A 24,651-nucleotide genomic window follows, 5' to 3' on the forward strand; every position below is an offset into this window, starting at 1 on the left:
CAAAACCTCGTAAAAAAAATATGAATTTCGTAAAATCAAGTCACTATAATTCAGCAAACCTGTATCAAAAGGTGCTATTTCAATTTCTATTTTAGAGTCTACAATCTTGCTTAATCCAAAAATAAATCACATAACAAGTGCATTTTAGTTCTATTTATCAAAAAATAAAATAGAACAATAATGCCTACTTTTCAAAAAACTACAACCAATTAATGAGACAAACAATACTATTATTATGTTGCTTTCTTTTTTTATCAAATATTTTACAAGCACAAATATCAGGCGCAGTTAAAGGATATGTAACAGATACCATAAACCGTTCTAATTTAACGAATGCATCAGTCTCTTTGTTAAGAGCACAAGATTCAATTTTACTAAAATTTACCCGAGCCAAAGAAAATGGTTATTTTGAGTTGAATAATATTAAATCCGGTAAATTTATTTTATTGGTTTCTTATCCCAAATATGCTGATTTTGTAGATCAATTTTCTGTTGATTCAACAAAGTTAATTAAAGATTATGGTAAAATTAATTTGGCTGATAAAGGACGATTATTATCCGAAATAATTATAAAAGGCAATAGAGCCGCCATGAAAATCAAAGGAGATACGTTAGAATTCGATCCAAAAGCATTTAAAATAGAACCTAATGCAAAAGTAGAAGATCTGATAAAACAGTTCCCGGGAATACAAATTGATAAGGATGGAAAAATTACCGCTCAAGGAGAAACTGTAACCAAAGTTTTGGTTGATGGTGAAGAATTTTTTGGTGATGATCCCACTTTAGTTACAAAAAATCTACGTGCAGACATGGTTGATAAAGTACAATTGTACGACAAAAAAAGTGATCAGGCCGCTTTTACAGGAATTGATGATGGTCAGAAAACCAAAACGCTAAATGTAAAGCTTAAAGAAGACAAAAAAAATGGTCATTTCGGGAAAGTAGAACTCGGAGGAGGAACTGATAATTTTTACAAAGGCCAGGCCATGTTTAATAAGTTTTGGGATAAGAAAAAATTAGCCGCTTATGGTATTTTGGGCAACACAGGACAAGTAGGATTAGGATGGGGAGATAAAGATAAATATGGCCAAAACAGCTATCAAGTAAGTGATGACGGCGGTATTAATTTTTCAAACAATGGAAATGATGAATTTGAAAGTTGGGATGGACAATTTAATGGTGAAGGAATTCCAGTAGCTCAAACTGGCGGAATACATTTTGACAATAAATGGAACAACGATAAAGAATCTATCAATGTAAATTATAAAATTGGCGATATCAAACTGTCAGGAAATCGCAATGACATTAACCAGCAAAATTTAAGTTCCAGCAGTATTTATAATACGTCAGACAAGAGTTTTGAGAAAAACATGACTAAAAATAAAATTGATCTGGCTTATGAAATTAAAATTGATACTACTTTAACTTTAAAATTAAATGTAGATGGATTATTTAAAAACAGTAATTCAAGTGACACAGAAATGCGAAAAGGTACTGACGAACAAGGTAACCAATTGAATAATTTGAAGCAGACAAATACAAATGATGTTGATGATCAAACTTTTAACATAAATACTTTATTAACCAAAAGACTTAAAAAAACGGGGCGAACATTATCTCTTAATTTAAACCAATCAAGTACAAATAGCAAAAGTGATGGTTATTTAAATTCCAGAGCTGAATTTTTTACACCATCAGTAATTAGTCCGGATAGCACCAAAGTAGTCGATCAAAATAAAGTCAATAATATTACCAATACAGCTTTTAAATCAAATTTAATCTATACCGAACCTTTATCCAAAAGCCTGACTTTAATTCTTAATTATGGCTTCAACATAAGTAATGGAAAATCTGATCGTAAATCTTTTAATCAATCCACTGATGGAAATTATAATGTTCTGGATTCAGTCTTTAGTAATAATTATCAATTAGACCAAACGATAAATCAAATTGGAGCGATTTTTAATTACAAAAAAAATAAAACTGTTTTTTCATTTGGTTCTAAATTTAGCGGCGTCAACTTTAAACAGTATAATGTTTATACAGATGAATATTTTACGCGAAAATTTGTCAACTACATGCCTCAGATAAACTATCAATATAATTTTAAACAAAGAGAAGTACTGGGTTTGTCGTATAACGGAAACACTGATCAGCCAACATTAGAACAAATACAACCGATACGAAATAATCAAAACCAATTAAATACGATTTTAGGTAATCCAGATTTAGATCCTTCTTTTAGAAATAATTTTAGAGGAAGTTATTATTCGTATAAAGTACTTAGCAATCAATATTTTTCGGTTAATGCAATGTACAATTTTACGCTAAATCCAATAATAAGTAATGTGGTTACAAATGATAGAGGAGAAAGTATTTCTCAATTTGTAAACCTAAAAGACAAAGCTACAACAGGTTATTTTTTGAATACTAATTTTGGCAAAACAATCAAAGCTATAGACATGAACGCAGGAATTGGTTTAAGCGCCAACAAAAATGTAAACTATAATTACATCAATACAAAACTGAATCAAACTAAAAATTCAAGTTATTCCTTTAATCTAAACTTATCAAAATATAAAGAAAAAAAATATAATTTTAATGCTAGCTTCGGACCTACTTACAATGTTGCTAATGCAAGCATCAACGAAAATAGTGATAGCGATGGCTGGGGTTTTAATGGAAATTTCTGGAGCAGTATAGAATTACCTTTCAAACTAGAAATTAGCACAGATGGTAATTATCAATATAATGGAAAAACACAAGTGATTCAGGAATCTTTTGAACGTTTCATTTGGAATGCATCTATCACCAAAAAATTCTTTAAAACAGATAATTTAAAAGTTTCTATAACAGGAAGAGATCTTTTGAACCAAAATATAGGATTTAATCGTTCTGCCTTTAATGGAAATATCAACCAAAGTACCTATACCACCATCCAAAGATACTTTATGTTCTCTGTAAGCTGGGATTTCAGCAAAATGGGAGGAGGAGAAATTAAACAAAACTAAAACCATGAAAACAATAATAAATAGCATCTTAATTTTAATAATTGTATTGACAAGCTCTAATACTTTTGCACAAAATGACCACTTTGTACAAAATGGCGTAATCGAATTTGAGAAAAAATCGAATATGTATGCTTTGATTACAAAAAAAATAAAAGGAGAAACTGATAGTTATTATCAAGCTGCTTTTGAAAGCTATAAAAAAACCAATCCACAATTTAAAACTACAAAAAGCACTCTCAGTTTTTCAAAAAACAAGAGTTTATACAAATGGGATGAGACAAATCAATCATCAAGCACCAGTTGGATTGCTGACGATGCAATGGCTAATTTAAAAAATGTTATCGCCACAGATCTTGATGCGAAAACCAGTATTACACAAAAAAATGTTTATGACGATTTATATTTAGTTAAAGACAGTTTACGCAAAATTGATTGGAAAATTACCGATGAAACAAGAGAAATAGCGGGTTATGAATGCCGCAGAGCAAATGCTATAGTTCTCGATTCTGTTTATGTTGTTGCTTATTACACTATTCAAATTCCATTTGCTGGTGGCCCTGAATCTTTTACAGGATTACCCGGAACAATTTTAGGACTGGCACTGCCGCATGAAAATATGACATGGTTTGCTACAAAAGTTACAGAAATTCCAGTTTCTGACAAAGATTTAGCTCCACCAATTAAAGGTAAAGCTACTGACAATAAAGGACTAAACAAAATACTTTTGGATGCTTTGAAAGACTGGGGAAAATGGGCAAAAAAAACATTACAAGCCTACTCTTTATAACTAGCTATTAAGACTTATTTCTTACACAAAGACCAATATAAATGATTCCTGCGATTTCCAAAACATATCAAGGGAGCCAGTAATAGTGCAGATAGATGCTGGAAGTTTGTTTAGATTAAAGTTTGGATAGTGGAGTATTCGAAACTTAAGCTTAAGACCCGCATATTTCCAGCGTCTTATTTTTTTCGACCTAGTGCGCCACGATGTTGCCACGAAACCAATAGACTTTACCAAACTACCCAAATGGCACGAAAAAGTAAACCAATCTGGATTTAAATCTTTTGGTACAATAACCCGAACAATTATAAATCACTATCAAACGATATTGAATTATTTTGACAACAGAAGTACTAATACGCCTGCAGAATCTTTCAATGCTAAAATAAAAGCATTTGGATCCAGTTGTTAGAAATGTAGAATTCTTCCTCTTTAGAATAACCAATATTTATACTTAATTTTTGCTGCTCCACAGGGTTTCGTGTTGATCCGTAATTAGAAGTATAATTTTTAAAAGAAATTCCAATTTATAAAATTCCAAATTCCAAAATATTACGTGTATTTACTTCACCCAGGTAATTTATAACTTTTTGCAAACATAGCCAATGGTTTCAACCATTGGACACAACGTGCCATCAAGGCTTAAACCTTGGACTATTTGTAAAATATTAATGAGAATTTTAACAAAGGGTTCAATTTCTAAATCCCAACATATAAGCGCACAGCTTTGCGGACTTAGCGATTTATAAGGATCTAAAAAAAAACTAGCGTTCCTTGCTGTTAAACCAAATCCCGAACCAATTTGTAAAACAAAAAATCTCATTTCTTTACAAACAGTTTTTCAAAAGAAAGGCGACAGACCCGCGATAGCTATCGGGGCTCCCACATAACTCCAGTATTTTATAAAACAAAAAATCCTCATCAAATAAATGATGAGGATCTTTAAAAGAAAGGCGACGACATACTCTCCCACATAACTGCAGTACCATCTGCGCAGGCGGGCTTAACTACTCTGTTCGGGATGGGAAGAGGTGAGCCCCGCCGCAATAACCACCTTAAGAAGTTATAATTGCTTTGGGCAATTTGTTCTTCAATTTTTAATTTTTAATTGAAGTAATATCTTAACATACTGAGATAAAGAAACATAAAAGTATTAGAAAGTTTCTTCCTCCCGATTGCTCGGGAGGAAAAGGGTGTACATAAGCTTACGGATTATTAGTACTACTCGACTATGACATTACTGCCTTTACATCTATAGCCTATCAACGTGGTCATCTTCCACGATCCTTAAAAGAAATCTCATCTTGTGGTGGGTTTCGCGCTTATATGCTTTCAGCGCTTATCCCTTCCAAACGTAGCTACTCTGCGGTGCCCCTGGCGGGACAACAGATACACTAGAGGTTTGTCCAATTCGGTCCTCTCGTACTAGAATCAGATCCACTCAAATTTCTAACGCCCACAGTAGATAGAGACCGAACTGTCTCACGACGTTCTGAACCCAGCTCGCGTGCCACTTTAATGGGCGAACAGCCCAACCCTTGGGACCTTCTCCAGCCCCAGGATGTGACGAGCCGACATCGAGGTGCCAAACCCCCCCGTCGATATGAGCTCTTGGGGGAGATCAGCCTGTTATCCCCGGCGTACCTTTTATCCTTTGAGCGATGGCCCTTCCATGCGGAACCACCGGATCACTATGCTCTACTTTCGTACCTGATCGACCTGTATGTCTCTCAGTCAAGCTCCCTTATGCCATTGCACTCTACGCACGGTTACCAAGCGTACTGAGGGAACCTTTAGAAGCCTCCGTTACTCTTTTGGAGGCGACCACCCCAGTCAAACTACCCACCAAGCAATGTCCCCCGCAAAACGGGGTTAGGCCTCAGATAAACAAAGGGTTGTATTTCAACAATGACTCCACAACGCCTGGCGACGCCACTTCACAGTCTCCAACCTATCCTACACATCATTTATCCAAGGTCAATACTAAGCTATAGTAAAGGTGCACAGGGTCTTTTCGTCCCACTGCGGGTAAACGGCATCTTCACCGTTACTACAATTTCACCGAGCTCATGGCTGAGACAGTGTCCAGATCGTTACACCATTCGTGCAGGTCGGAACTTACCCGACAAGGAATTTCGCTACCTTAGGACCGTTATAGTTACGGCCGCCGTTTACTGGGGCTTCAATTCAATGCTTCTCCGAAGATAACATCTCCTCTTAACCTTCCAGCACCGGGCAGGTGTCAGGCCCTATACTTCATCTTACGATTTTGCAGAGCCCTGTGTTTTTGATAAACAGTCGCCTGGACCTCTTCACTGCGGCCAGCATTGCTGCTGGCGACCTTTCTCCCGAAGTTACAGGTCTATTTTGCCTAATTCCTTAGCCATGAATCTCTCGAGCACCTTAGGATTCTCTCCTCAACTACCTGTGTCGGTTTACGGTACTGGTACTAATTACCTGAAGTTTAGAGGTTTTTCTTGGAAGCCCTTAGGCGCACTATCTCTTTGTCCGAAGACTCCGAGTACTATCGTATTTCCCCAAAATCTGTGGATTTGCCTGCAGATCTTATAGGTAGGTACTTCAACGAACTATTCCGTCAGTTCGCGGCGCTTTCATCACTCCGTCACCCCATCACAGTAATTAGTAGTACGGGAATATTAACCCGTTAGCCATCGACTGTCCCTTTCGGGTTCGCCTTAGGACCAGACTAACCCACAGCTGATTAGCATAGCTGTGGAAACCTTAGTTTTTCGGTGTGCGGGTTTCTCGCCCGCATTATCGTTACTTATGCCTACATTTTCTTTTCTAACCAGTCCAGCATACCTTACGATACACCTTCAACCCTGTTAGAATGCTCCCCTACCACTTAGAGTAAACTCTAAATCCATAGCTTCGGTAATATACTTATGCCCGATTATTATCCATGCTCGTCCGCTCGACTAGTGAGCTGTTACGCACTCTTTAAATGAATGGCTGCTTCCAAGCCAACATCCTAGCTGTCTGGGCAGACAAACCTCGTTCTTTCAACTTAGTATATATTTGGGGACCTTAGCTGATGGTCTGGGTTCTTTCCCTCTCGGACTTGGACCTTAGCACCCAAGCCCTCACTGTTATGAAACATTATATAGCATTCGGAGTTTGTCAGGAATTGGTAGGCGGTGAAGCCCCCGCATCCAATCAGTAGCTCTACCTCTATATAACTTTACGCATAACGCTGCACCTAAATGCATTTCGGGGAGTACGAGCTATTTCCGAGTTTGATTGGCCTTTCACCCCTACCCACAGGTCATCCGAAGACTTTTCAACGTCAACCGGTTCGGACCTCCACTGTGTGTTACCACAGCTTCATCCTGCCCATGGGTAGATCACACGGTTTCGCGTCTAACACTACTGACTAAAGCGCCCTATTCAGACTCGCTTTCGCTACGGATCCGTGGCTTAACCACTTAACCTTGCCAGCAACGTTAACTCGTAGGCTCATTATGCAAAAGGCACGCCGTCACCCCACGAAAGGGCTCCGACCGCTTGTAAGCGTATGGTTTCAGGATCTATTTCACTCCGTTATTCACGGTTCTTTTCACCTTTCCCTCACGGTACTGGTTCACTATCGGTCTCTCAGGAGTATTTAGCCTTAGCGGATGGTCCCGCCAAATTCAGACAGGGTTTCACGTGCCCCGCCCTACTCAGGATACCACTATCTATTATACTCGTTACCCATACGGGACTATCACCCTCTATGGTGTCACTTTCCAGTAACTTCCGGTTCCTTGTACATAAAATGTCGTGGTCCTACAACCCCAATCTTGCCGTAACAACATTGGTTTGGGCTAATCCGCGTTCGCTCGCCACTACTTACGGAATCACTTTTGTTTTCTTCTCCTCCGCCTACTTAGATGTTTCAGTTCAGCGGGTTTGCCCACCTATCGGTGTACTATGTCTTCAACATAGTGGGTTGCCCCATTCAGGTATCTACGGATCAATCGGTGTGTGCCCGTCCCCGTAGCTTTTCGCAGCTTATCACGCCTTTCATCGCCTCTGAGAGCCAAGGCATCCCCCATACGCCCTTATTTTGCTTATTGTACCAATCATAAAATCAATTATGACCGTTTTTTTTGTCTTTATTATTGCTAATAAAAACGCTTTCTACTTTTTATTATTTTCTTATCTCAATATGTCAATGAACTTTAAGCCAGTGCTCAGTTTACAGTTTTTAGTATTCAGTTTGCACCGAACAACAACCACCATTTTACCGATCACTACTTTTGTGGAGAATAACGGAGTCGAACCGTTGACCTCCTGCGTGCAAGGCAGGCGCTCTAGCCAGCTGAGCTAATCCCCCATTTTTTAGTTGTCAGTTAACAGTCCTCAGTTAACAGTACTTAAAACGGTTACTCAACCTCTAAAATTTCCTTTTTCTAAGTTTACAGTCTTTTTTAATTTTTAATTCTCAATTTTTAATTGAAAACCTTAAAAAAGTAGTCCCGGGCAGACTCGAACTGCCGACCCCTACATTATCAGTGTAGTACTCTAACCAGCTGAGCTACGAGACTCTGTTTTACTTAAAATTTATTATTTGAACTAACAGCAAGAGTAAAATAGTCTTAAAATTATAATCCTATAAAGCTTCTTCTTTTTTCCTCAGCGTGTTGATAAATCAACTAACACATAAGGCTCTAGAAAGGAGGTGTTCCAGCCGCACCTTCCGGTACGGCTACCTTGTTACGACTTAGCCCTAGTTACCAGTTTTACCCTAGGCAGCTCCTTGCGGTCACCGACTTCAGGCACCCCCAGCTTCCATGGCTTGACGGGCGGTGTGTACAAGGCCCGGGAACGTATTCACCGGATCATGGCTGATATCCGATTACTAGCGATTCCAGCTTCACGGAGTCGAGTTGCAGACTCCGATCCGAACTGTGACCGGTTTTATAGATTCGCTCCTGGTCGCCCAGTGGCTGCTCTCTGTACCGGCCATTGTAGCACGTGTGTAGCCCAAGGCGTAAGGGCCGTGATGATTTGACGTCATCCCCACCTTCCTCACAGTTTGCACTGGCAGTCTTGTTAGAGTTCCCGACTTGACTCGCTGGCAACTAACAACAGGGGTTGCGCTCGTTATAGGACTTAACCTGACACCTCACGGCACGAGCTGACGACAACCATGCAGCACCTTGTAAATTGTCTTGCGAAAGATCTGTTTCCAAACCGGTCAATCTACATTTAAGCCTTGGTAAGGTTCCTCGCGTATCATCGAATTAAACCACATGCTCCACCGCTTGTGCGGGCCCCCGTCAATTCCTTTGAGTTTCATTCTTGCGAACGTACTCCCCAGGTGGGATACTTATCACTTTCGCTTAGCCACTGAAATTGCTCCCAACAGCTAGTATCCATCGTTTACGGCGTGGACTACCAGGGTATCTAATCCTGTTCGCTACCCACGCTTTCGTCCATCAGCGTCAATCAATTAGTAGTAACCTGCCTTCGCAATTGGTATTCCATGTAATCTCTAAGCATTTCACCGCTACACTACATATTCTAGTTACTTCCTAATAATTCAAGTCTAACAGTATCAATGGCCGTTCCACCGTTGAGCGATGGGCTTTCACCACTGACTTATTAAACCGCCTACGGACCCTTTAAACCCAATGATTCCGGATAACGCTTGGATCCTCCGTATTACCGCGGCTGCTGGCACGGAGTTAGCCGATCCTTATTCTTACGATACCGTCAAGTCCCGACACGTCGGGATGTTTCTTCTCGTATAAAAGCAGTTTACAATCCATAGGACCGTCATCCTGCACGCGGCATGGCTGGATCAGGCTTGCGCCCATTGTCCAATATTCCTCACTGCTGCCTCCCGTAGGAGTCTGGTCCGTGTCTCAGTACCAGTGTGGGGGATCTCCCTCTCAGGACCCCTACCCATCGTAGCCTTGGTAAGCCGTTACCTTACCAACTAGCTAATGGGACGCATGCTCATCTTTTACCGTTGTGACTTTAATAGTGGTTTCATGCGAAACTGCTATACTATGAGGTATTAATCCAAATTTCTCTGGGCTATCCCTCTGTAAAAGGTAGATTGCATACGCGTTACGCACCCGTGCGCCGGTCTCTAGATCCGAAAACCTATACCCCTCGACTTGCATGTGTTAAGCCTGCCGCTAGCGTTCATCCTGAGCCAGGATCAAACTCTTCATCGTATATTGTTGATCTTAATAAATCAAGATCGTATTGTTATTCGAATCAGTCTCTATCGGTTATTCTCTAATCTCTCGATTATCTTACTCTTTATTCTTTTGCCTTAACATCTCTGTTAAAGCGGCTGTCAATTCAATATGTCTACGAACGTGTTTCAATTTTGTTGCGCTTGTTTCTCAAAGCGGGTGCAAAAGTAGAAAACTTATTTCTAACTGGCAAATGTTTTTTGAAGTTTTTTCTAAAGAAAATTTCTTTTCTTTTTACTTCTAAAACCTACCAATCTATCAATGAACTTTCCGTGTTTTGCGGGGTGCAAATGTAACATCCGTTTTCAAATCTCACAAGCTTTTCGCAATCTTTTTTTGAAAATAAATTTTCTCTTTGATCTCGTATGCTTGTCAGTATTTAAAAGAACGTCTATCGCTGTTGCGGGTGCAAAAGTAGCTAGTTTATTCAGTTAAACAATAGCTTTTCTTAACTATTTTTAATCTTTTTTATAAATGGCTGGATGGATGGTTCTTACAAGGCGAAGTTTTTTTATAGTCTGGGTGACTTTGTTGGTTTTTGCCTCTTTTAGGTGGTTTTAATGGGTTTTGCCACGAAGGCGCTAAGACGCGAAGGTTTGTTTTTTTCTTGCTTCTCCTGGTTTATCTTGAGTCTTAAATAAGACACAAAGCTAGATTTTACTGCGATTTATAGTTTCATGCAAAGACATAAAGACGCTAAGCTTTGCTTTTTGGAGCATTTTGTTTCTCTTTTATATTAAATGTTTCTTTTGAAAACTACTGCCCTAGCCCCGATGGGAGGGAAAATCCTTTTGTGGTGGGGTTCACCACAAAAGATTGGAAGGACAGCGGGAAATAGCTCCTAATCTTTATTAAAGTCCAAATCTTAAATTGCTTCGCTTGTTCGCTAACGTTTGAACCCAAATTTCCAAAGGTTGGTTTTACTTATATATTATATGTAAAAATTCTTCCTTTATATATAGTAGAGCTAAATTGTACTTAAATATATAAGAGAGAACCAAGACCACTGTACTTCATTTGGATTTTCTTCCTCACAATTTATAGAGTTGCCAATTCAATAAATGAAATATTGATTGCTACTATAATATAAGAACAGGCAACCGTGGCTGCCTGTTTACTAATTTTTAATCTTTAAAAAATATAATCTGTACTAAGAAAATTAGAATCGTGATCTTTTACGATAGAATTCAGTAATGTTTTATTGGCATCGGTAGCTTTTGTAGCTACGAGCGAGCGAATGGAGAATGAGCGCAATGCATCGGATATTGATAAGGTTCCCTCGGCGCTGTCTTTTCTTCCTGTGAAAGGAAAAACATCGGGACCACGCTGTGACTGACAGTTAATATTTACGCGACTCACAAGATTTACAAAGGGATCTATCAGGCTTGCAACTTCCTTGGGATCTTCACTAAAGATACTTACCTGCATTCCGTGTGAGGCGTTAATCTGATATGTTATAGGTTCCTCTATCGAATCAAATGGCACAACGGGTATTATGGGTCCGAATTGCTCTTCGTGATAGAGTTTCATTTTATCATTTACAGGATACACGACAGCAGGAAAAACAAATGAATTATTGGTATAACCGCCATTTTCATTAATGATTTTAGCACCATTGGCCAAAGCATCATCAAGGCAGTTTTTAAGGTAGCCCGGCTTGTCTAATTCAGGAAGAGGGGTTATTTTTACATCTTTGTCCCATGGAAGTCCAGGTTTTAAAGCTGCAACGGCATCACTTAGCTTTGTAACGAACTCATCAGCAATTTCTCTTTGCACAAAAATTAATTTGAGCGCTGTACAACGTTGTCCATTAAACGATAGAGCACCAAGCAGGCATTCATTCACAGCAACATTCAAATCAGCATGCTTAGTTACTATAGCTGCATTCTTGGCATCGAGGCTTAAAATAGATCGCAACCTGTTGGCTTTTGGGTGCAGTTTCTTCAGGTTATTGGCTACCTTGCTGGAACCGATAAAAGCCAATACATTGATGTTCCCGCTTTCCATCAAAGGAGATATAATTTCAGCCCCTCGCCCGTATAAAGTATTTACTGTACCGGGAGGAAATGCTTCTTTGAAGGCATTAAGCAAAGGATAATGTGCGAGAACACCATGCTTGGGCAATTTAAACAAAATGGTATTACCCATGATGAGCGCGGGAATTAAAGTAGTGAAAATTTCATTAAGTGGATAATTGAAAGGCCCCATGCTAAGGACCACTCCCAAGGAAGAGCGTCTGATTTGTGCCAGAATTCCTTCTGATTCTTCAAATCTTGAGGATTGCCTGTCTAAATCTTTTAAGGCATCGATTGTTGCATTGATGTATTCGACAGTACGGTCAAATTCTTTAGTAGAATCCCCGAGGCTTTTACCAATTTCCCACATCAATAGTTTAATGACTGGTTCGCGTTGCTGAATCATCAGGTATACGAATCTTTGCATGCATTTAATACGGTTCTCTACGCTCATTGTTGGCCACACACCTTGCCCATCATTATATGCTGCAACTGCTGCGTCGAGAGATTGCATTGCTTCTTTTACTGATGTATGAGGAATTGTACCTACCAGCTTTCGCTTAAGCCCTTCTTCTCCCTGAATAAAAACCGGAGAAAAAACTTCTGCTACATCACCATTCCATGGAACTAACTCACCGTTTAAAAGATATTCCTTTTGATGGATTTCTGAAATCCTGTATTCATTAGGGATAGAACTTTCTTCCCTAAACAAGCTGTCTATAGCTGTTTTTGATGCTTTTAAATTTTCCATATCTAATTTTTCTCTTGTAAATAAAAGTAGCTCTATGATATGAGCTTATCAAAATAACCTAACCAGTGTCAAGTTACAAAAATTAAACATAAGTATCTGATATTAATTACTGTAAATAATTAAAATCAAAACAATTTAAAAAACAACTTACTGATTAGATCAGTATTTAAATAGAGTTTTAAGCCTCTTGAAACTTTATTCAATTTGAAATACTTTTTTAAACAGATATTTTCTTTTAATCGGATTCAATATTTAAGTTTGAAAAACAAACTTCCTACATTTACATTCAAATTCCATAGCTTAAAAACAAACATAAATATACCATTAAAAGTTATTAGTATATCATAATAAGATTAATAATCAATATCTATTTAGTTTGTTTTCAAATAGTTGAATAAAAAGTTAATTAATATTCTTAAGCAAAATATTTAATTACTTTTGGTTTTAATTTAAATTCATTATAAATAATTTCCTACAAAAACAATGAAATCTTTTCCTACAAAAGAAAAACTTAAAGAAAGAGTAAAAGAACTGACTTGTCTTTATGAAGTTTCGAAAACAATAGCAAGATCTGATGGTAAAGAAAAACAAGTGTTTAAAAAAATAATTTTAAGTACAAAAAAAGCATGGAGATATAATAAAGATGCTGTAGTCGAATTATTAATTCCTGATTACGCTTTACTTACAACAAAGCTTAATGAGCAAACTGTATCGCAATATAGTGATATACGTGTTGCAAATGTTACTGTTGGCTATATTAAAGTTCATTACCCTGAAAATAAATATAGTCAAAATGATTTTTTGAAAGAAGAGCAAAAGCTACTGGACACTATTGCATTTGAAATTGGTACTTATTTAGAGAAATTAAAAAACTTCAAAAAAAAACAAATCCTAATGCGAACTGTAGAAAGAGTAGACCGATTGTCTGTTCTTGGAGAAATGACGGCTGGAATTGCTCATGAACTCAATACTCCTTTGGGAAATATATTGGGTTATGCTGAATTAATCAAAAGCAATAATACAAATCCCGAAATTGATTCTGATATTTCTATCATAATAAACTCGGTTATTTATTCCCGCGAAATTGTAAAAAAATTAATGTTCTTTTCTTGCGAAATGCCGCAGCAACTGCAATTACAAGAAATTAAGCCTATTGTAAATTTTGCAATGTCATTTCTTAAACAAAACTTTCAGAAAAGAAATATCAAAAGTGAACTCATTTTTAAAAACGATACTGTAGTCGCCAGGATCGACAATGTACAACTGACGCAGGTTTTTTTTAATTTACTGATCAATGCCATACATGCTTCTCCTGAGAAAAGCATTATAAAAACAATTATCGAAAGTGATACGGAAAACTTATTCATAACAGTCGAAGATCACGGAATTGGAATTCCCGATGCCATGAAACAAAAGGTATTTGAACCTTTTTTTACCACTAAAGCTACCAACAAGGGGTGTGGACTGGGACTTAGCGTAGTTCATGGGATTATCAAAAATCATAACGGAGAAATTACAATTCGCAACAATACTCCCAGAGGAACTATTTTCATAATAAAATTACCTTTAAACTAATCATAATGAGTTTAATGAAAGAAAACATACTTATCGTAGATGATAATTATGACATGCTGGATTTGATTCAGCGCCATTTAAAATCCTTTAATTATCATACCTACAAGGCATCTTCTGTAAGCGAAGCTATCGATGTATTAAAGTATTCTGATATCCATTTATTGATTACAGATCTTAACATGCCTGATATCAATTGAGGTACTGCTAAAAATTGTTCCTACATTCGTATCCCTACCATTAACAGTGTAACTACCAGTTGCTAAACCCGTAAAAACAGGATTATTTGTAAATTGATTGGGATCATTAGGAACAGGAGCTACAACTACACCAGATTTCAACAATTGGTATTGTGGTGTTGTCCATGATGCCGAATTGCTGGCTGTCACAATACCTCCATTAGGACATCCGGTAGTACTAGCTACCCCATTTACTGTTTGGGCAAAAGCATTGTTTCCCATAAAATGCATTACAGGTACTAAAACTAACATTAAAACAAAAGTAATTTTTGATTTCATAAGTGCCTTTTAATTAATTAAACAATCTAATTGAACGCAACAATTCTATTTAAAACAAATAAAAAGTAAGGCAGTATTTAAATAATGATCAGTTTGTAATTCTATTTAAATTTCTGCTGGAATAAGAGGTAAAAAATCTGATTCAATTCTATAAAATGAATCAATTACAAAGTACTTATAGTTGTAGGAGACTATACGATACTAAAATTTTTGATTAATGAAAACCATAAATAAAAATCTCTATTTTCATTTATTTTTTTAATAATAACGCAATAAAAAGAATGGGACCTTTAGATACTAAAAAAATCAATGGAGGCGTGTAGTAATTACTATTAATATATAAGAAATAAAAATAGTTCTCGTTGTTTTTACATTAGCTAAGTTACTGAATTTCAGATCGAAAAATAACAAAAAACAAAATGTTTTGTTAATTTCAGCTTTTATTAACTTAAAAAAGGATTTCAAATTTAAAAATTAAGCCCTAATTTTCACAAATAAATTAACAATACTTTTCTACAAAAACAAGTAGTTTCAAGGGATTTTTGTAATATAATTAACTAAAAAAAACTTTATTAAATTCAGTTTTTTAAAATTGTTAAAATTCAGTTTTCTCAAGTAAAAAAAACTAAATTAGTCTTAATTCAGCTCTTAAAATGGCTATTTTTTAAATAAAAATAGCCCCATAAAAATAAAAAAAGAGAAAACTTTCGCTTTCTCTTTCTTAAAAAAATCATCAAAATATTTAAAATAGAATACTAAGAATAAACAAAAACAATTTACTTATAACAAAAGTTTCTTAATATTAAATACAAATTAAGCTATACTAAAAAACAATATTTACCTCTAAAAGGTTTTAAAATTGTATTATCAGACATCTTTTTCAAATTAAAAACAAGATGTTATTTAATCCCTTTTTTAAGTTTTTCTACCGAAGGATCTTCTATTTTTTTAATCTGATTAATAACAATTTGAGCAATAGTAGTAGCTCCTTTTAATGAAAGGTGTGTGTCATCAGCTTTGTCCTTACTGTAATATGAGTTTTCACCTGCTTTAAAATGCAAATGCAATTCTTTTGATTTTTCTGGCCCGTAAGATTGTTCAAGCAATTCTGTATAATATTCCAGATCAATAAAAGGAACTTTGTATTCCTGCGCAACTAATCTTGTTTCTAACGGATAATCTCCATGTGTTGGTACTAAGACACCTTTTTCATTAAAATTACGTCTTGCAATAGAGGTTAACAATATTGGCGTTGCTCCTTTTTCACGACTTTCTTTTACAAACCGAATTAAATTATAACGGTAACTTGTATGCGGATTTGTGTATCGTGTAGAATCCTCTATTTTTTCGTCATTATGTCCAAATTCAATAAAAACATAATCACCTTTTTTTAGCTTATTATAAATAGAATCCCAACGCTTTTCGTTGATAAAACTTTTGGTACTTCGGCCATTTACCGCTTTATTTTCGACAACAAAATTATCTTTAAAAAAAAGTTGCAAAACCTGAGCCCATCCATGCTCAGGATTTTTGTCCGGGTCTTTTTTGTTCGCCATTGTAGAATCTCCAATGGTATATATAGTTGTTTTTTGTGCAAAACTTGCTGTGGTAATCAGGCAGATAATAAATAGATAATATTTCATTTTGTTGGATTGTTGAATTATTAGATTGTGCTGAATTAGTTATTATATGATTAATGCCACACAGATTATACGGATTTTCACTGTTGTTATTTTTCTTCCTTCTCGAGCTACTTGTGTGTCCTTCGACTTCGCTCAGGATGACAATATTGTGGTTATTTTACGGTTACAATAGACGCACTTCAGTGCGACTCTACAGAAAACCTTTGAACCTTTGCCACTCTGAACCTTTGTCCCTTTGAACCTGAAAAAAAACCTATTTTGCTGCCGAAGGAACCGTAGCTTTTTCTCCTATAAAAACTTCGTTTAAAACTACATTTTCAGCATTCGTACTTGAAATGGCATTTTTCGCCCACTTTATGTCTATATTGTTTAAAGAGATATTTCGAACTTTTTTATCCGGAAATCCCTGAATTACAATTCCTGATGCCGTGGCTTTATTGCAGGTAATATTCGAAAACGAAACATTTGATATTTCAGACTGAAAACCTTTTCCTTCTCCGTGGTAGTTTGCCGTGATATACAAGCAATCTTCTACCTCATCGAGTTGAATGTTTCGAACAAAAATGTTTTTAATAAAACCGCCCCGATCCGCATTGGTTTTCAAGTAAATACCTCTTTTTAAATAACCAACGGTTTTACAATTTTCGACATATACATTTTGAACTCCCGCAGACATTTCGCTTCCTATTACAACGCCATGTAGTCCTTTGAAATTGCAATTTCTTATCACAATATCTTCACTTGGGGTAGCTGAATTTGCTCTTCCTTCATGATCTCTTCCTGCTTTAATGGCCACATTGTCATCACCATTATCAAACGTTACATTTTCGATTAAAACATCTTTTGCATATTCAGGATCAATCCCGTCGTTATTATAATTTAATGATTTATAACTCACTCCGCGAACCGTAATACTTTGTGATTTTAATAAATGTAAACACCAAAATGGAGAATTTTCGATACGAATACCCTCTACCAAAATGTTCTTGCTATTAAAAAACTGAATCATTTGCGGACGTAAAAAATAGCCCTCGCCAAATTTTCTGTCTTTAATTGGAACATTGTTATGATTCATCTCGCGGCTTAAGTTCTTTCCTGTTCCTTCTTTAGCTTTAAAGCTTTTCCAGGTCTTTCCTCCTTCGCCATCAATTGCTCCTTCTCCTGTTATGGCAATATTAGAGCATTCGTAAGCGTATATTAACGGGCTATAATTGTACAACATTGTACCTTCCCAACTCGTTAATACCATTGGCAAATAATCTTCTGGATTATCGCTGAATTTAATCTTGGCGCCTTTTTCAATTTTAAGGTTAACGTTACTGACAAAATGAATTGGACCATTGATTTTATAAATTCCTTTAGGAACAACTATAGTACCGCCATTATTCTTTTTGCACAATGCCATGGCTTTATCAAATACCAATTTGTTATTGGTAACAGAATCTCCTTTGGCTCCTAATTTCAAAACATTTATTTGATAAGAAGGAATTACAGGAAGCTGAATTCTATTAACAATAGCATCTACTTTTGCAGATGGAAATTCAGTCTGCTGCGCAAAAGAAGTCCATGAAACCAATAGAAAAATGAGACACTTAAAATTCATAATTTTATAATTTATTTTGGTTTGGCCCACGGGTTGTAACGGATTAAACTGGTTTTCGCTGATTTTTTTTATTACTGTATAAAGCAAACTAAAAACGAATATTTTAAAAAAGTCTCGCAGATTAAGCAGATTAGGCAGATCTTCATTCTTTTTTAGTAAAAAAAGATAAAAAGTAAATCAGTGAAAACCCGTTTAATCGGTTAAAATCCGTGGGCAATATTTTTTTTACTTCGAATACCAATTAGCAATCGAATCTTTTAAGATATTTTCTATTGTATATTTTGCAGCTTCTTTCTTTGTAAGCTGATTTGACCATGAAACTCTTTTTGTAGGCTGAAAACCTTCGCCTTTGCCATTATACTCAGCATAAAAAGCATTTTGCTCTGCTTCCGGTTTCGACCAGTTATGCCAGCCTTCGGGTCTGATATGCTTTCCCATATCACAGTCAATATAAACGGTTTTGGCATAAATACGCCACGGCCTTCCTAAATAAACTGCCGTTGCTGCTGGTTCAGCCGTAAGTTTACAATTTTTAAAAACAAATCCAAAAGTAGTATCCTGTGGTGTTGAAGCGGCCGTGATATAAGAGTTTTTGATACTTCTGATTTCACAATTTTCGAATAAAGCGGTAGCACTTCCAAAAATAAAATCTGTTGTTCCTTCGATATAACAATCTTTAAAATATTGTTTGGCATTTTTTCCAGACAAATACAAAGTATCCTGATTGCCTAAAATACTACAATTTGATACCTGAGCGCGATTGGCTACAAGAGATAAAGCAATAGCCTGGCCATTGTCTCCCGATGCATTTTTAATGGTTAAATTGGAGGCCGAAAAATCGTCCCCTTCAACCAAAATTGTATAAGTAAAAAAAGTACTGTTTCTTCCTGTATTAATCTTCGAAAAATTATCATCAAAAGTAATAATGGTATTTTCCTTGCTTTCTCCAACTAGTGCTAAATGAGTATTCCACTCGGGAATTCGGATCTTTTCATTGTAAATTCCGTTTTTTACAAACACAGTCACTTTTTCATACGGAAAAGAAGGACAAGCATTTATAGCTTCCTGAATTTTTGTAAAATCGCCTGAACCGTCTAAAGCAACAGTAAAAAAGTTAGCTTTTTTTTTATCTACAGACGCTGCAGAAGTAAGTTTTACTCCGTTTTTAATGGCCCATGCAGGAAATTTTTTCAATACTTCTTTTGGTGCATCGGTGTACCATGAATAGCCATTTCTGCGTTCTGCACCAATTTCATCAAGAGATTTTTTCTTAACTCCATCACGATCACTAAAAAATGGTTCATTATTATCCAGTTCCATAAATCTTGCCCAAATTGGTGCCGCATTTTGAGTGACAATCATATTCTTGTCTATAATTTTCCCTTCATCGTTTAAAATACGTTTCTCTTCAAGATTGGTGATTTTTGTTTTTTCGAACCAAGCGTGAGCGCTTTTAACCGCTGTAATTATTTCTGCCGAAGGTTTTTCTATCGACATTAAAAGCAATACAATTTTAGCCGATTCATACCCGCTTAAAGATGCCAATTCAAAAGCTCTTGCGTTTGCCGGAGCAAAAGTAACTTCATCGTGTTGTGCGCACCACGCGGTTAAAACTCCGTTTTGTTTGTATTGCGTTTTTAGGATACAATCAATTCCTTTATCGAAAGATTTTTTAGCTTTTTCGATAGTTTCTTTTGAAGGTTTTATGCTATAAAAATCAGTATCGTCACTTACATGTTTCATGATGTTTAAGATATTCACCATCGAATCATCATTGTATGTAATATGTGTATAATATCCCTTTTTTAATGGATAAAACTGAGGCCAGCCTCCATTACTATATTGTGCCTCAAATAAATAGTTTAAACCTTTTAAAAAAGAATCTTTATAACGCTCATCTTTAACCTGTGCGTACATTTTAGACATAAAAAGCATCTCCTGACAGGTTGCGCTGTTGTCTGTTGTAATTTCTTTTGTTGACTTTTTAAGCGCCTGTAAATCCTTTTTTTGCTGCGGGGTTAACTCTTGCTGCATCTGAATATTCTTTGGCCATCCGCCAATATCTCTTTGATACAACAAAACATTCTCTGCTATCTTTTTAGCTTCTTCTGTGCCAAACCAGCCAGCATCGCTTTTGCGAATAATATCCGGCCAGTTTTTATAAGTGTTTTGAGCATTTACAGCAAAACAAATACTAAATAGCACTAATACTATATATTTTTTTAATAAAACCATTTGTATATTTTTATTTTCGTTGGATCGATTTTTATTTTAATCTACAGCTTTTATCTCAACACTTAAAAAAAACGCTGAACCTTTGTCCCTTTGCACCCTTTTATTACTTTGTTACTCTAAACCAATCTACCGCAACATTTCCCGAATCATTTGTTACTTTTTCGCTCAAGGCAAAAAGACCGACTTTGGCACCAATCCATTTTCCTTCTTTCGATATAAATTCAGAACCAATCGATTCATATTTTTTATCATCTAAACTATAAAAGAAATTACAGATTCCGCCTTTTTTAATTTTTACCCTAAGATAAATAATATTGTTTTTTATTAAAACAGGAGTGGTTTCGCTTTCAGCAACTTTTTTATCGAAAGTTCCTGTTTTCTGGTTCAAATATAATTTGCCATTATCGTTTCTTAAATTCAGATAACTATAATCCAATCCCATAATGATTAGTCCAGTCGATTCGCCATTTAAACGTGTATTAAATGTCATTTTTGTCGTTACGGTAAATTCTTCGGCAGGAAATTTTTGCAGCAATAAATTAGGCGCTTCAAATATCTTATTGCTTTCTTTTATAGTTGGCAAACAAAATAAATTAAGGTATCCTAAACTTGACGGAAAACCCCAATTGGTTTGAGAATTCGCCTGCCATTGCCATTGCAAACCTAATTTTGGTTCATTAAACTCATCAGATTCTGCAGGAGTTTCTATTGGATGTTTCTTTCCTACGTTTGGTTTTTTGAATGTTGTAACTGGCTCCCCAATTCCGTTTTTATCAAAATCCTGTCCCATAACTGGCCAGTCTTTTTCCCATTTCATAGGCTGAAGATGTACAATTCTTCCGTAAGCACCTTTGTCCTGAAAATGAATAAACCAGTCTTCTCCGGTTTGGGTTTGCACCCAGGCACCCTGATGCGGACCATTTACGGTTGTTTTTCCTTGCTCGAGAACGTTCTTTTTTTCATAAGGTCCAAAAACATTTTTTGATCTTAAAACAGTTTGCCAACCTGTAGAAACCCCACCGGCAGGAGCAAAAATGTAATAGTAACCATTTCGTTTATAAAATTTAGGTCCCTCGATTGTACCTTCACTTTCATGACCGTCAATAACCATTACTTCGTCATTATTGGCAATTGTTCCTTCCTCGTTCATGCTGCAAACTACAATCAGACTTTTAATTTGCGCACGACTTCCTGCAAAGGCATGAACAAGATATACTTTCCCGTCATCATCCCACAAAGGACTAGGATCGATAAGTCCTTTGCCTTCTTTTACCAAAAGAGGTTCAGACCATGGTCCTTCTGCTTTTTTGGCTTTAATCATGTAAATTCCAAAATCAGGATCAGGATAGTAAATATAAAATTCATTATTATGAAAAGTAATACTTGGAGCCCACACGCCATTGCCATGCTGTACTTTATTAAAAAAGTCAAACGGAGGCTGTTTGGGCAAAGCATAACTTAAAATCTTCCAGTTTACAAGATCTTTAGAATGCAAAATTGGTAATCCGGGAATACAATTAAAAGACGATGCTGTCATATAAAAATCATCCCCTACTCGTACCACATCAGGATCCGAATAATCGGCATGAATTATAGGGTTTGTATACGTTCCGTCTCCATTATCCGGCACCCAAACCTGAGCGAAATTCTTTTGTATCGAAAATAGGGCTAATAAAAGAAAGAGAGCTTTTATATTTTTCATTTTGCTATATATTATGCTTTCCAATTAAACCCGACAGGTTTCTAAAACCTGTCGGGTTTATAGCGTTTTTTTTGTCAATTCGACGAAAGAGACAAACTGGTTGATTAACCTTAATAGAAATTATCTATTCAACTCTAAAGCAGCCAGAATAAAAGGTCCGGTAGCTTTAGGATCATTGTCTTTTTTCTTTTCGTTTACATAATATTCATATGATCCGTCACGATAAGGAGTTCCGCCTAAACCGGCAACCTGGCAAGCTTGTGTTAGTGTAATTCCACCATCGGCATCTACTTTTATTAATTTTTTCGTCAAACCGTCAAAAGCCTTGTTCGCTAATTTTTTATAGCTCGCAGGAAGATATCCTTTGTTGGCACCTTTTGCAAAAGCATAAGCAAACATTGATGATCCAGAAGCTTCAAGGTAATTTCCTTCTTTATTGCCTTTGTCTGTTACCTGATACCATAAACCTGATTTATCCTGATATTTGGCCAAAGCAGCCGATGCATTGTTCAGGTACTTTACCAATTCTTTTTGTTTTGGATGATCTTTTGGCATATAATCCAATACGTCAACTAGTGCCATAACATACCAGCCTAAAGCTCTTGACCAGAAATTTGGCGAATTACCCGTTTCTTTATTTGCCCATGGCATTTGTTTACTTTCGTCCCAGGCATGGTACAATAATCCGGTTTTTGGATCTGTTGCATGTGATTGAATTACCTCAAATTGTTTTGCAATATCATCAAATTTATCTCCATTTTCGAATGTAAGCGTATATTGTGCATAAAATGGTTCTCCCATATATAAACCATCTAACCACATTTGGTTTGGATATATTTTTTTATGCCAAAATCCACCACTTTGTGTACGTGGCTGCTCCAAAATTTGTTTGCGCACTAACTGCATTGCTTTTAGATATTTTTCTTCTTTCGACTCCGCATAAATATTAAAAAGCAAACGTCCGGGTACTACCAAATCAATATTATATTTGTCTAATTCGTAGGTTTTAATAGTTCCGTCATTTTGCACTAACTCATCTACGTAACCTCTTATGTACGTTTTGTATCTTGAATCCGGATTTTTCTTGTACAATTCTTCGATCGAATGCAAAACCAAAGCATGAACATAATCCCATTTTGGCTTTTTCGAATCATCGATCATATAGGCTTCAGGATGGCGTTTCATTAAGGTCAAAGCCATTTTATCAGACCATTTTAAACTTTTAGAAATTACAATTTCTTTTTTTGCAGGTTCCTGAGAAGTCACTTTGCAACTTGTAAAGGCTATTAAACAAACTAAAACAACCGATGTAAAATAACTATGTCTTTTAGTATTTTTCATTTTAAAATATATTTAAATTTTATTATTTTTTTAATTCTATTGCACTCAGTAAAAATGCTGCCAAAGCCGGCGAACTATTGTCTTTTGCTTTGCTATTGGTATAATATTCATTTGTTCCGTCACGAAAAGGTTTTCCTCCTAAACCAACACTCGACGATACATTTGAGATCATTATTTCTCTATTTTTATCTTTTTTTACAAACGTTGCAAGAAAGGCATCAAAGGATTTTTGGGCAATCTTTTTATAACCTGAAGATAAATATCCTTTGTCTGCTCCTTTTGCCAGACTATAAATAATCATTGCCGAAGAAGATGACTCTAAATAATTACCTTTCAAATCAGACTTGTCTGCCACCTGATACCATAAACCTGATGCGCTTTTATGTTCGACTGCACTTTTTGCTATCTGGTTCAAATAGTCTGCCAGCTTTTTATAATTTGGATTTGTCTTTGGATAATAATCTAATGTTTCTACCAAAGCCATCATATACCAGCCTATACCGCGTCCCCAAATGGTTGGCGAGTTTCCTGTTTCAGGATTTGCCCATGCAATTTCTTTACTTTCATCCCAGGCCTGATACACCAAACCTGTTTTTTGATCTACCAAATGATTTTGCACCAATTCAAATTGTTTGGCAATATCATCCAAAGCTTTACCTTTTTCATACTTGACTGTATATTGTGTATAAAAAGGTTCCGCCATATACAAACCATCTATCCACATTTGATTTGGATATATTTGTTTGTGCCAAAATCCTCCACTTGCCGTTCTTGGCTGGCTCTCAATCTGAGTTCTCAATTGCTCTATTACTTTTTGGTAACGATTTTCTTTGGTTTCATCATATAAAATAAACAATAATTTTCCCGGATTTATACAATCGATATTGTAATCTTTTATGTTGTAATCGGCAATATTTCCATCTGCATCTACTAATTCATCGGCATATTCTTTTATATAGTTGAAATATTTTTTGTCGTTTGTTTTTTGATATAATTTTTCAAAAGCAAACAATACCAATCCCATTTTATAATCCCATTTTGGCTTTTTAGTTCCGTCAATCTGCGAAGCTTTAGGATAGGTATTTAAAATAGTAAGTGCCGTTCTCTCTGACCATTTTAAATTGTCAGGAAGAACAGCAGTTTCATTCTTTTGGGCGATTGTTTTATTACTAATAATCAATAACAAAACAATAAGATTTATTTTTAAAAAAGTCGATCTAAACATAAAATTATATTTTAGCACTTGATGTTTTTTTGCCAC

At 36.0% G+C, this 24,651-nt stretch carries 14 protein-coding genes, 2 tRNA genes and 3 rRNA genes; 5 read left to right on the forward strand and 14 right to left on the reverse strand.

Annotated features, from left to right (window positions below; translation table 11 throughout):
- Positions 1 to 212 precede the first annotated feature (212 nt).
- The 3 genes from LNP81_RS21825 (at position 213) to LNP81_RS21835 (ending at position 4,207) form a co-directional block, all read left to right on the forward strand.
- Entirely contained in the window at positions 213 to 3,011 is a 2,799-nt protein-coding gene (locus LNP81_RS21825; protein WP_230039399.1) for an outer membrane beta-barrel family protein, read from the forward strand.
- Positions 3,012 to 3,015: 4 nt separating this feature from the next.
- Positions 3,016 to 3,798: a GLPGLI family protein gene (locus LNP81_RS21830; RefSeq protein ID WP_230039400.1), complete on the forward strand. Its 783-nt coding sequence runs from the start codon at positions 3,016 to 3,018 to the stop codon at positions 3,796 to 3,798.
- 193 nt (positions 3,799 to 3,991) lie between these two features.
- Positions 3,992 to 4,207, forward strand: a complete 216-nt coding sequence (locus tag LNP81_RS21835) for a transposase (protein WP_230039401.1) — start codon at positions 3,992 to 3,994, stop codon at positions 4,205 to 4,207.
- Positions 4,208 to 4,375: 168 nt separating this feature from the next.
- Here LNP81_RS21835 and LNP81_RS21840 read toward each other — a convergent pair whose 3' ends face one another.
- The 7 genes from LNP81_RS21840 to LNP81_RS21870 form a co-directional block, all read right to left on the reverse strand.
- Positions 4,376 to 4,618 carry a hypothetical protein gene (locus LNP81_RS21840; RefSeq protein WP_230035762.1) on the reverse strand — a complete coding sequence of 81 codons (243 nt, stop codon included), beginning with the start codon at positions 4,616 to 4,618 and terminating at the stop codon, positions 4,376 to 4,378.
- Positions 4,619 to 4,743: 125 nt separating this feature from the next.
- Positions 4,744 to 4,853 (reverse strand): 5S ribosomal RNA (rrf, locus tag LNP81_RS21845).
- A 137-nt stretch (positions 4,854 to 4,990) separates the two neighbouring features.
- Positions 4,991 to 7,874 (reverse strand): 23S ribosomal RNA (locus LNP81_RS21850).
- 186 nt (positions 7,875 to 8,060) lie between these two features.
- Positions 8,061 to 8,134 (reverse strand) — tRNA-Ala (locus LNP81_RS21855).
- A gap of 137 nt (positions 8,135 to 8,271) precedes the next feature.
- Positions 8,272 to 8,345, reverse strand: a tRNA-Ile gene (locus LNP81_RS21860).
- Positions 8,346 to 8,472: 127 nt separating this feature from the next.
- Positions 8,473 to 9,986: ribosomal RNA gene (locus LNP81_RS21865) — 16S ribosomal RNA — on the reverse strand.
- Together the 16S, 23S and 5S rRNA genes with 2 tRNA genes alongside form the textbook arrangement of a ribosomal RNA operon.
- Positions 9,987 to 11,141: 1,155 nt before the next feature.
- Positions 11,142 to 12,776 carry an NADP-dependent glyceraldehyde-3-phosphate dehydrogenase gene (locus LNP81_RS21870; RefSeq protein ID WP_230039402.1) on the reverse strand — a complete coding sequence of 545 codons (1,635 nt, stop codon included), beginning with the start codon at positions 12,774 to 12,776 and terminating at the stop codon, positions 11,142 to 11,144.
- Between the two features lie 483 nt (positions 12,777 to 13,259).
- On the opposite strand from LNP81_RS21870, the gene LNP81_RS21875 reads away from it, so the two are divergent.
- Both LNP81_RS21875 and LNP81_RS21880 read left to right on the forward strand, forming a co-directional pair.
- Positions 13,260 to 14,351, forward strand: a complete 1,092-nt coding sequence (locus LNP81_RS21875; protein ID WP_230039403.1) for a sensor histidine kinase — start codon at positions 13,260 to 13,262, stop codon at positions 14,349 to 14,351.
- 5 nt (positions 14,352 to 14,356) lie between these two features.
- The gene (locus LNP81_RS21880) at positions 14,357 to 14,548 is read left to right on the forward strand and encodes a response regulator (protein ID WP_346432745.1); all 192 of its coding nucleotides are present in this window, start codon (positions 14,357 to 14,359) and stop codon (positions 14,546 to 14,548) included.
- Here the strand turns inward: LNP81_RS21880 and LNP81_RS21885 are convergent.
- The 7 genes from LNP81_RS21885 to LNP81_RS21915 form a co-directional block, all read right to left on the reverse strand.
- Positions 14,510 to 14,866, reverse strand: coding sequence for a hypothetical protein (locus tag LNP81_RS21885; protein WP_230039404.1), 357 nt, complete (start codon positions 14,864 to 14,866; stop codon positions 14,510 to 14,512). The genes LNP81_RS21880 and LNP81_RS21885 overlap by 39 nt on opposite strands.
- A gap of 899 nt (positions 14,867 to 15,765) precedes the next feature.
- Positions 15,766 to 16,509, reverse strand: a complete 744-nt coding sequence (locus LNP81_RS21890; protein ID WP_230039405.1) for a rhamnogalacturonan acetylesterase — start codon at positions 16,507 to 16,509, stop codon at positions 15,766 to 15,768.
- A 253-nt stretch (positions 16,510 to 16,762) separates the two neighbouring features.
- Positions 16,763 to 18,112: a glycoside hydrolase family 28 protein gene (locus LNP81_RS21895; protein ID WP_230039406.1), complete on the reverse strand. Its 1,350-nt coding sequence runs from the start codon at positions 18,110 to 18,112 to the stop codon at positions 16,763 to 16,765.
- 225 nt (positions 18,113 to 18,337) lie between these two features.
- On the reverse strand, positions 18,338 to 20,347 hold the full coding sequence (pelA, locus tag LNP81_RS21900; protein ID WP_230039407.1) for a pectate lyase: 2,010 nt from the start codon (positions 20,345 to 20,347) through the stop codon (positions 18,338 to 18,340).
- 103 nt (positions 20,348 to 20,450) lie between these two features.
- Positions 20,451 to 22,049, reverse strand: coding sequence for a glycoside hydrolase family 43 protein (locus LNP81_RS21905; protein ID WP_230039408.1), 1,599 nt, complete (start codon positions 22,047 to 22,049; stop codon positions 20,451 to 20,453).
- Between the two features lie 120 nt (positions 22,050 to 22,169).
- The gene (locus LNP81_RS21910; protein ID WP_230039409.1) at positions 22,170 to 23,390 is read right to left on the reverse strand and encodes a glycoside hydrolase family 88/105 protein; all 1,221 of its coding nucleotides are present in this window, start codon (positions 23,388 to 23,390) and stop codon (positions 22,170 to 22,172) included.
- Between the two features lie 22 nt (positions 23,391 to 23,412).
- On the reverse strand, positions 23,413 to 24,615 hold the full coding sequence (locus LNP81_RS21915) for a glycoside hydrolase family 88/105 protein (protein WP_230039410.1): 1,203 nt from the start codon (positions 24,613 to 24,615) through the stop codon (positions 23,413 to 23,415).
- Positions 24,616 to 24,651: the final 36 nt, after the last annotated feature.

This window comes from Flavobacterium piscisymbiosum (assembly GCF_020905295.1).
In the GTDB taxonomy this organism is placed as follows: domain Bacteria; phylum Bacteroidota; class Bacteroidia; order Flavobacteriales; family Flavobacteriaceae; genus Flavobacterium; species Flavobacterium piscisymbiosum.

What these genes read in the sequence shown, in the direction of transcription:
- pelA (WP_230039407.1), bottom strand. Translation starts at nt 20,347, where the DNA reads ATGGTTTTATTAAAAAAATATATAGTATTAGTGCTATTTAGTATTTGT.
- LNP81_RS21915 (WP_230039410.1), bottom strand. Translation starts at nt 24,615, where the DNA reads ATGTTTAGATCGACTTTTTTAAAAATAAATCTTATTGTTTTGTTATTG.
- LNP81_RS21830 (WP_230039400.1), top strand. Translation starts at nt 3,016, where the DNA reads ATGAAAACAATAATAAATAGCATCTTAATTTTAATAATTGTATTGACA.
- LNP81_RS21905 (WP_230039408.1), bottom strand. Translation starts at nt 22,049, where the DNA reads ATGAAAAATATAAAAGCTCTCTTTCTTTTATTAGCCCTATTTTCGATA.
- LNP81_RS21840 (WP_230035762.1), bottom strand. Translation starts at nt 4,618, where the DNA reads ATGAGATTTTTTGTTTTACAAATTGGTTCGGGATTTGGTTTAACAGCA.
- LNP81_RS21910 (WP_230039409.1), bottom strand. Translation starts at nt 23,390, where the DNA reads ATGAAAAATACTAAAAGACATAGTTATTTTACATCGGTTGTTTTAGTT.
- LNP81_RS21870 (WP_230039402.1), bottom strand. Translation starts at nt 12,776, where the DNA reads ATGGAAAATTTAAAAGCATCAAAAACAGCTATAGACAGCTTGTTTAGG.
- LNP81_RS21880 (WP_346432745.1), top strand. Translation starts at nt 14,357, where the DNA reads ATGAGTTTAATGAAAGAAAACATACTTATCGTAGATGATAATTATGAC.
- LNP81_RS21895 (WP_230039406.1), bottom strand. Translation starts at nt 18,112, where the DNA reads ATGAATTTTAAGTGTCTCATTTTTCTATTGGTTTCATGGACTTCTTTT.
- LNP81_RS21890 (WP_230039405.1), bottom strand. Translation starts at nt 16,509, where the DNA reads ATGAAATATTATCTATTTATTATCTGCCTGATTACCACAGCAAGTTTT.
- LNP81_RS21825 (WP_230039399.1), top strand. Translation starts at nt 213, where the DNA reads ATGAGACAAACAATACTATTATTATGTTGCTTTCTTTTTTTATCAAAT.
- LNP81_RS21875 (WP_230039403.1), top strand. Translation starts at nt 13,260, where the DNA reads ATGAAATCTTTTCCTACAAAAGAAAAACTTAAAGAAAGAGTAAAAGAA.
- LNP81_RS21885 (WP_230039404.1), bottom strand. Translation starts at nt 14,866, where the DNA reads ATGAAATCAAAAATTACTTTTGTTTTAATGTTAGTTTTAGTACCTGTA.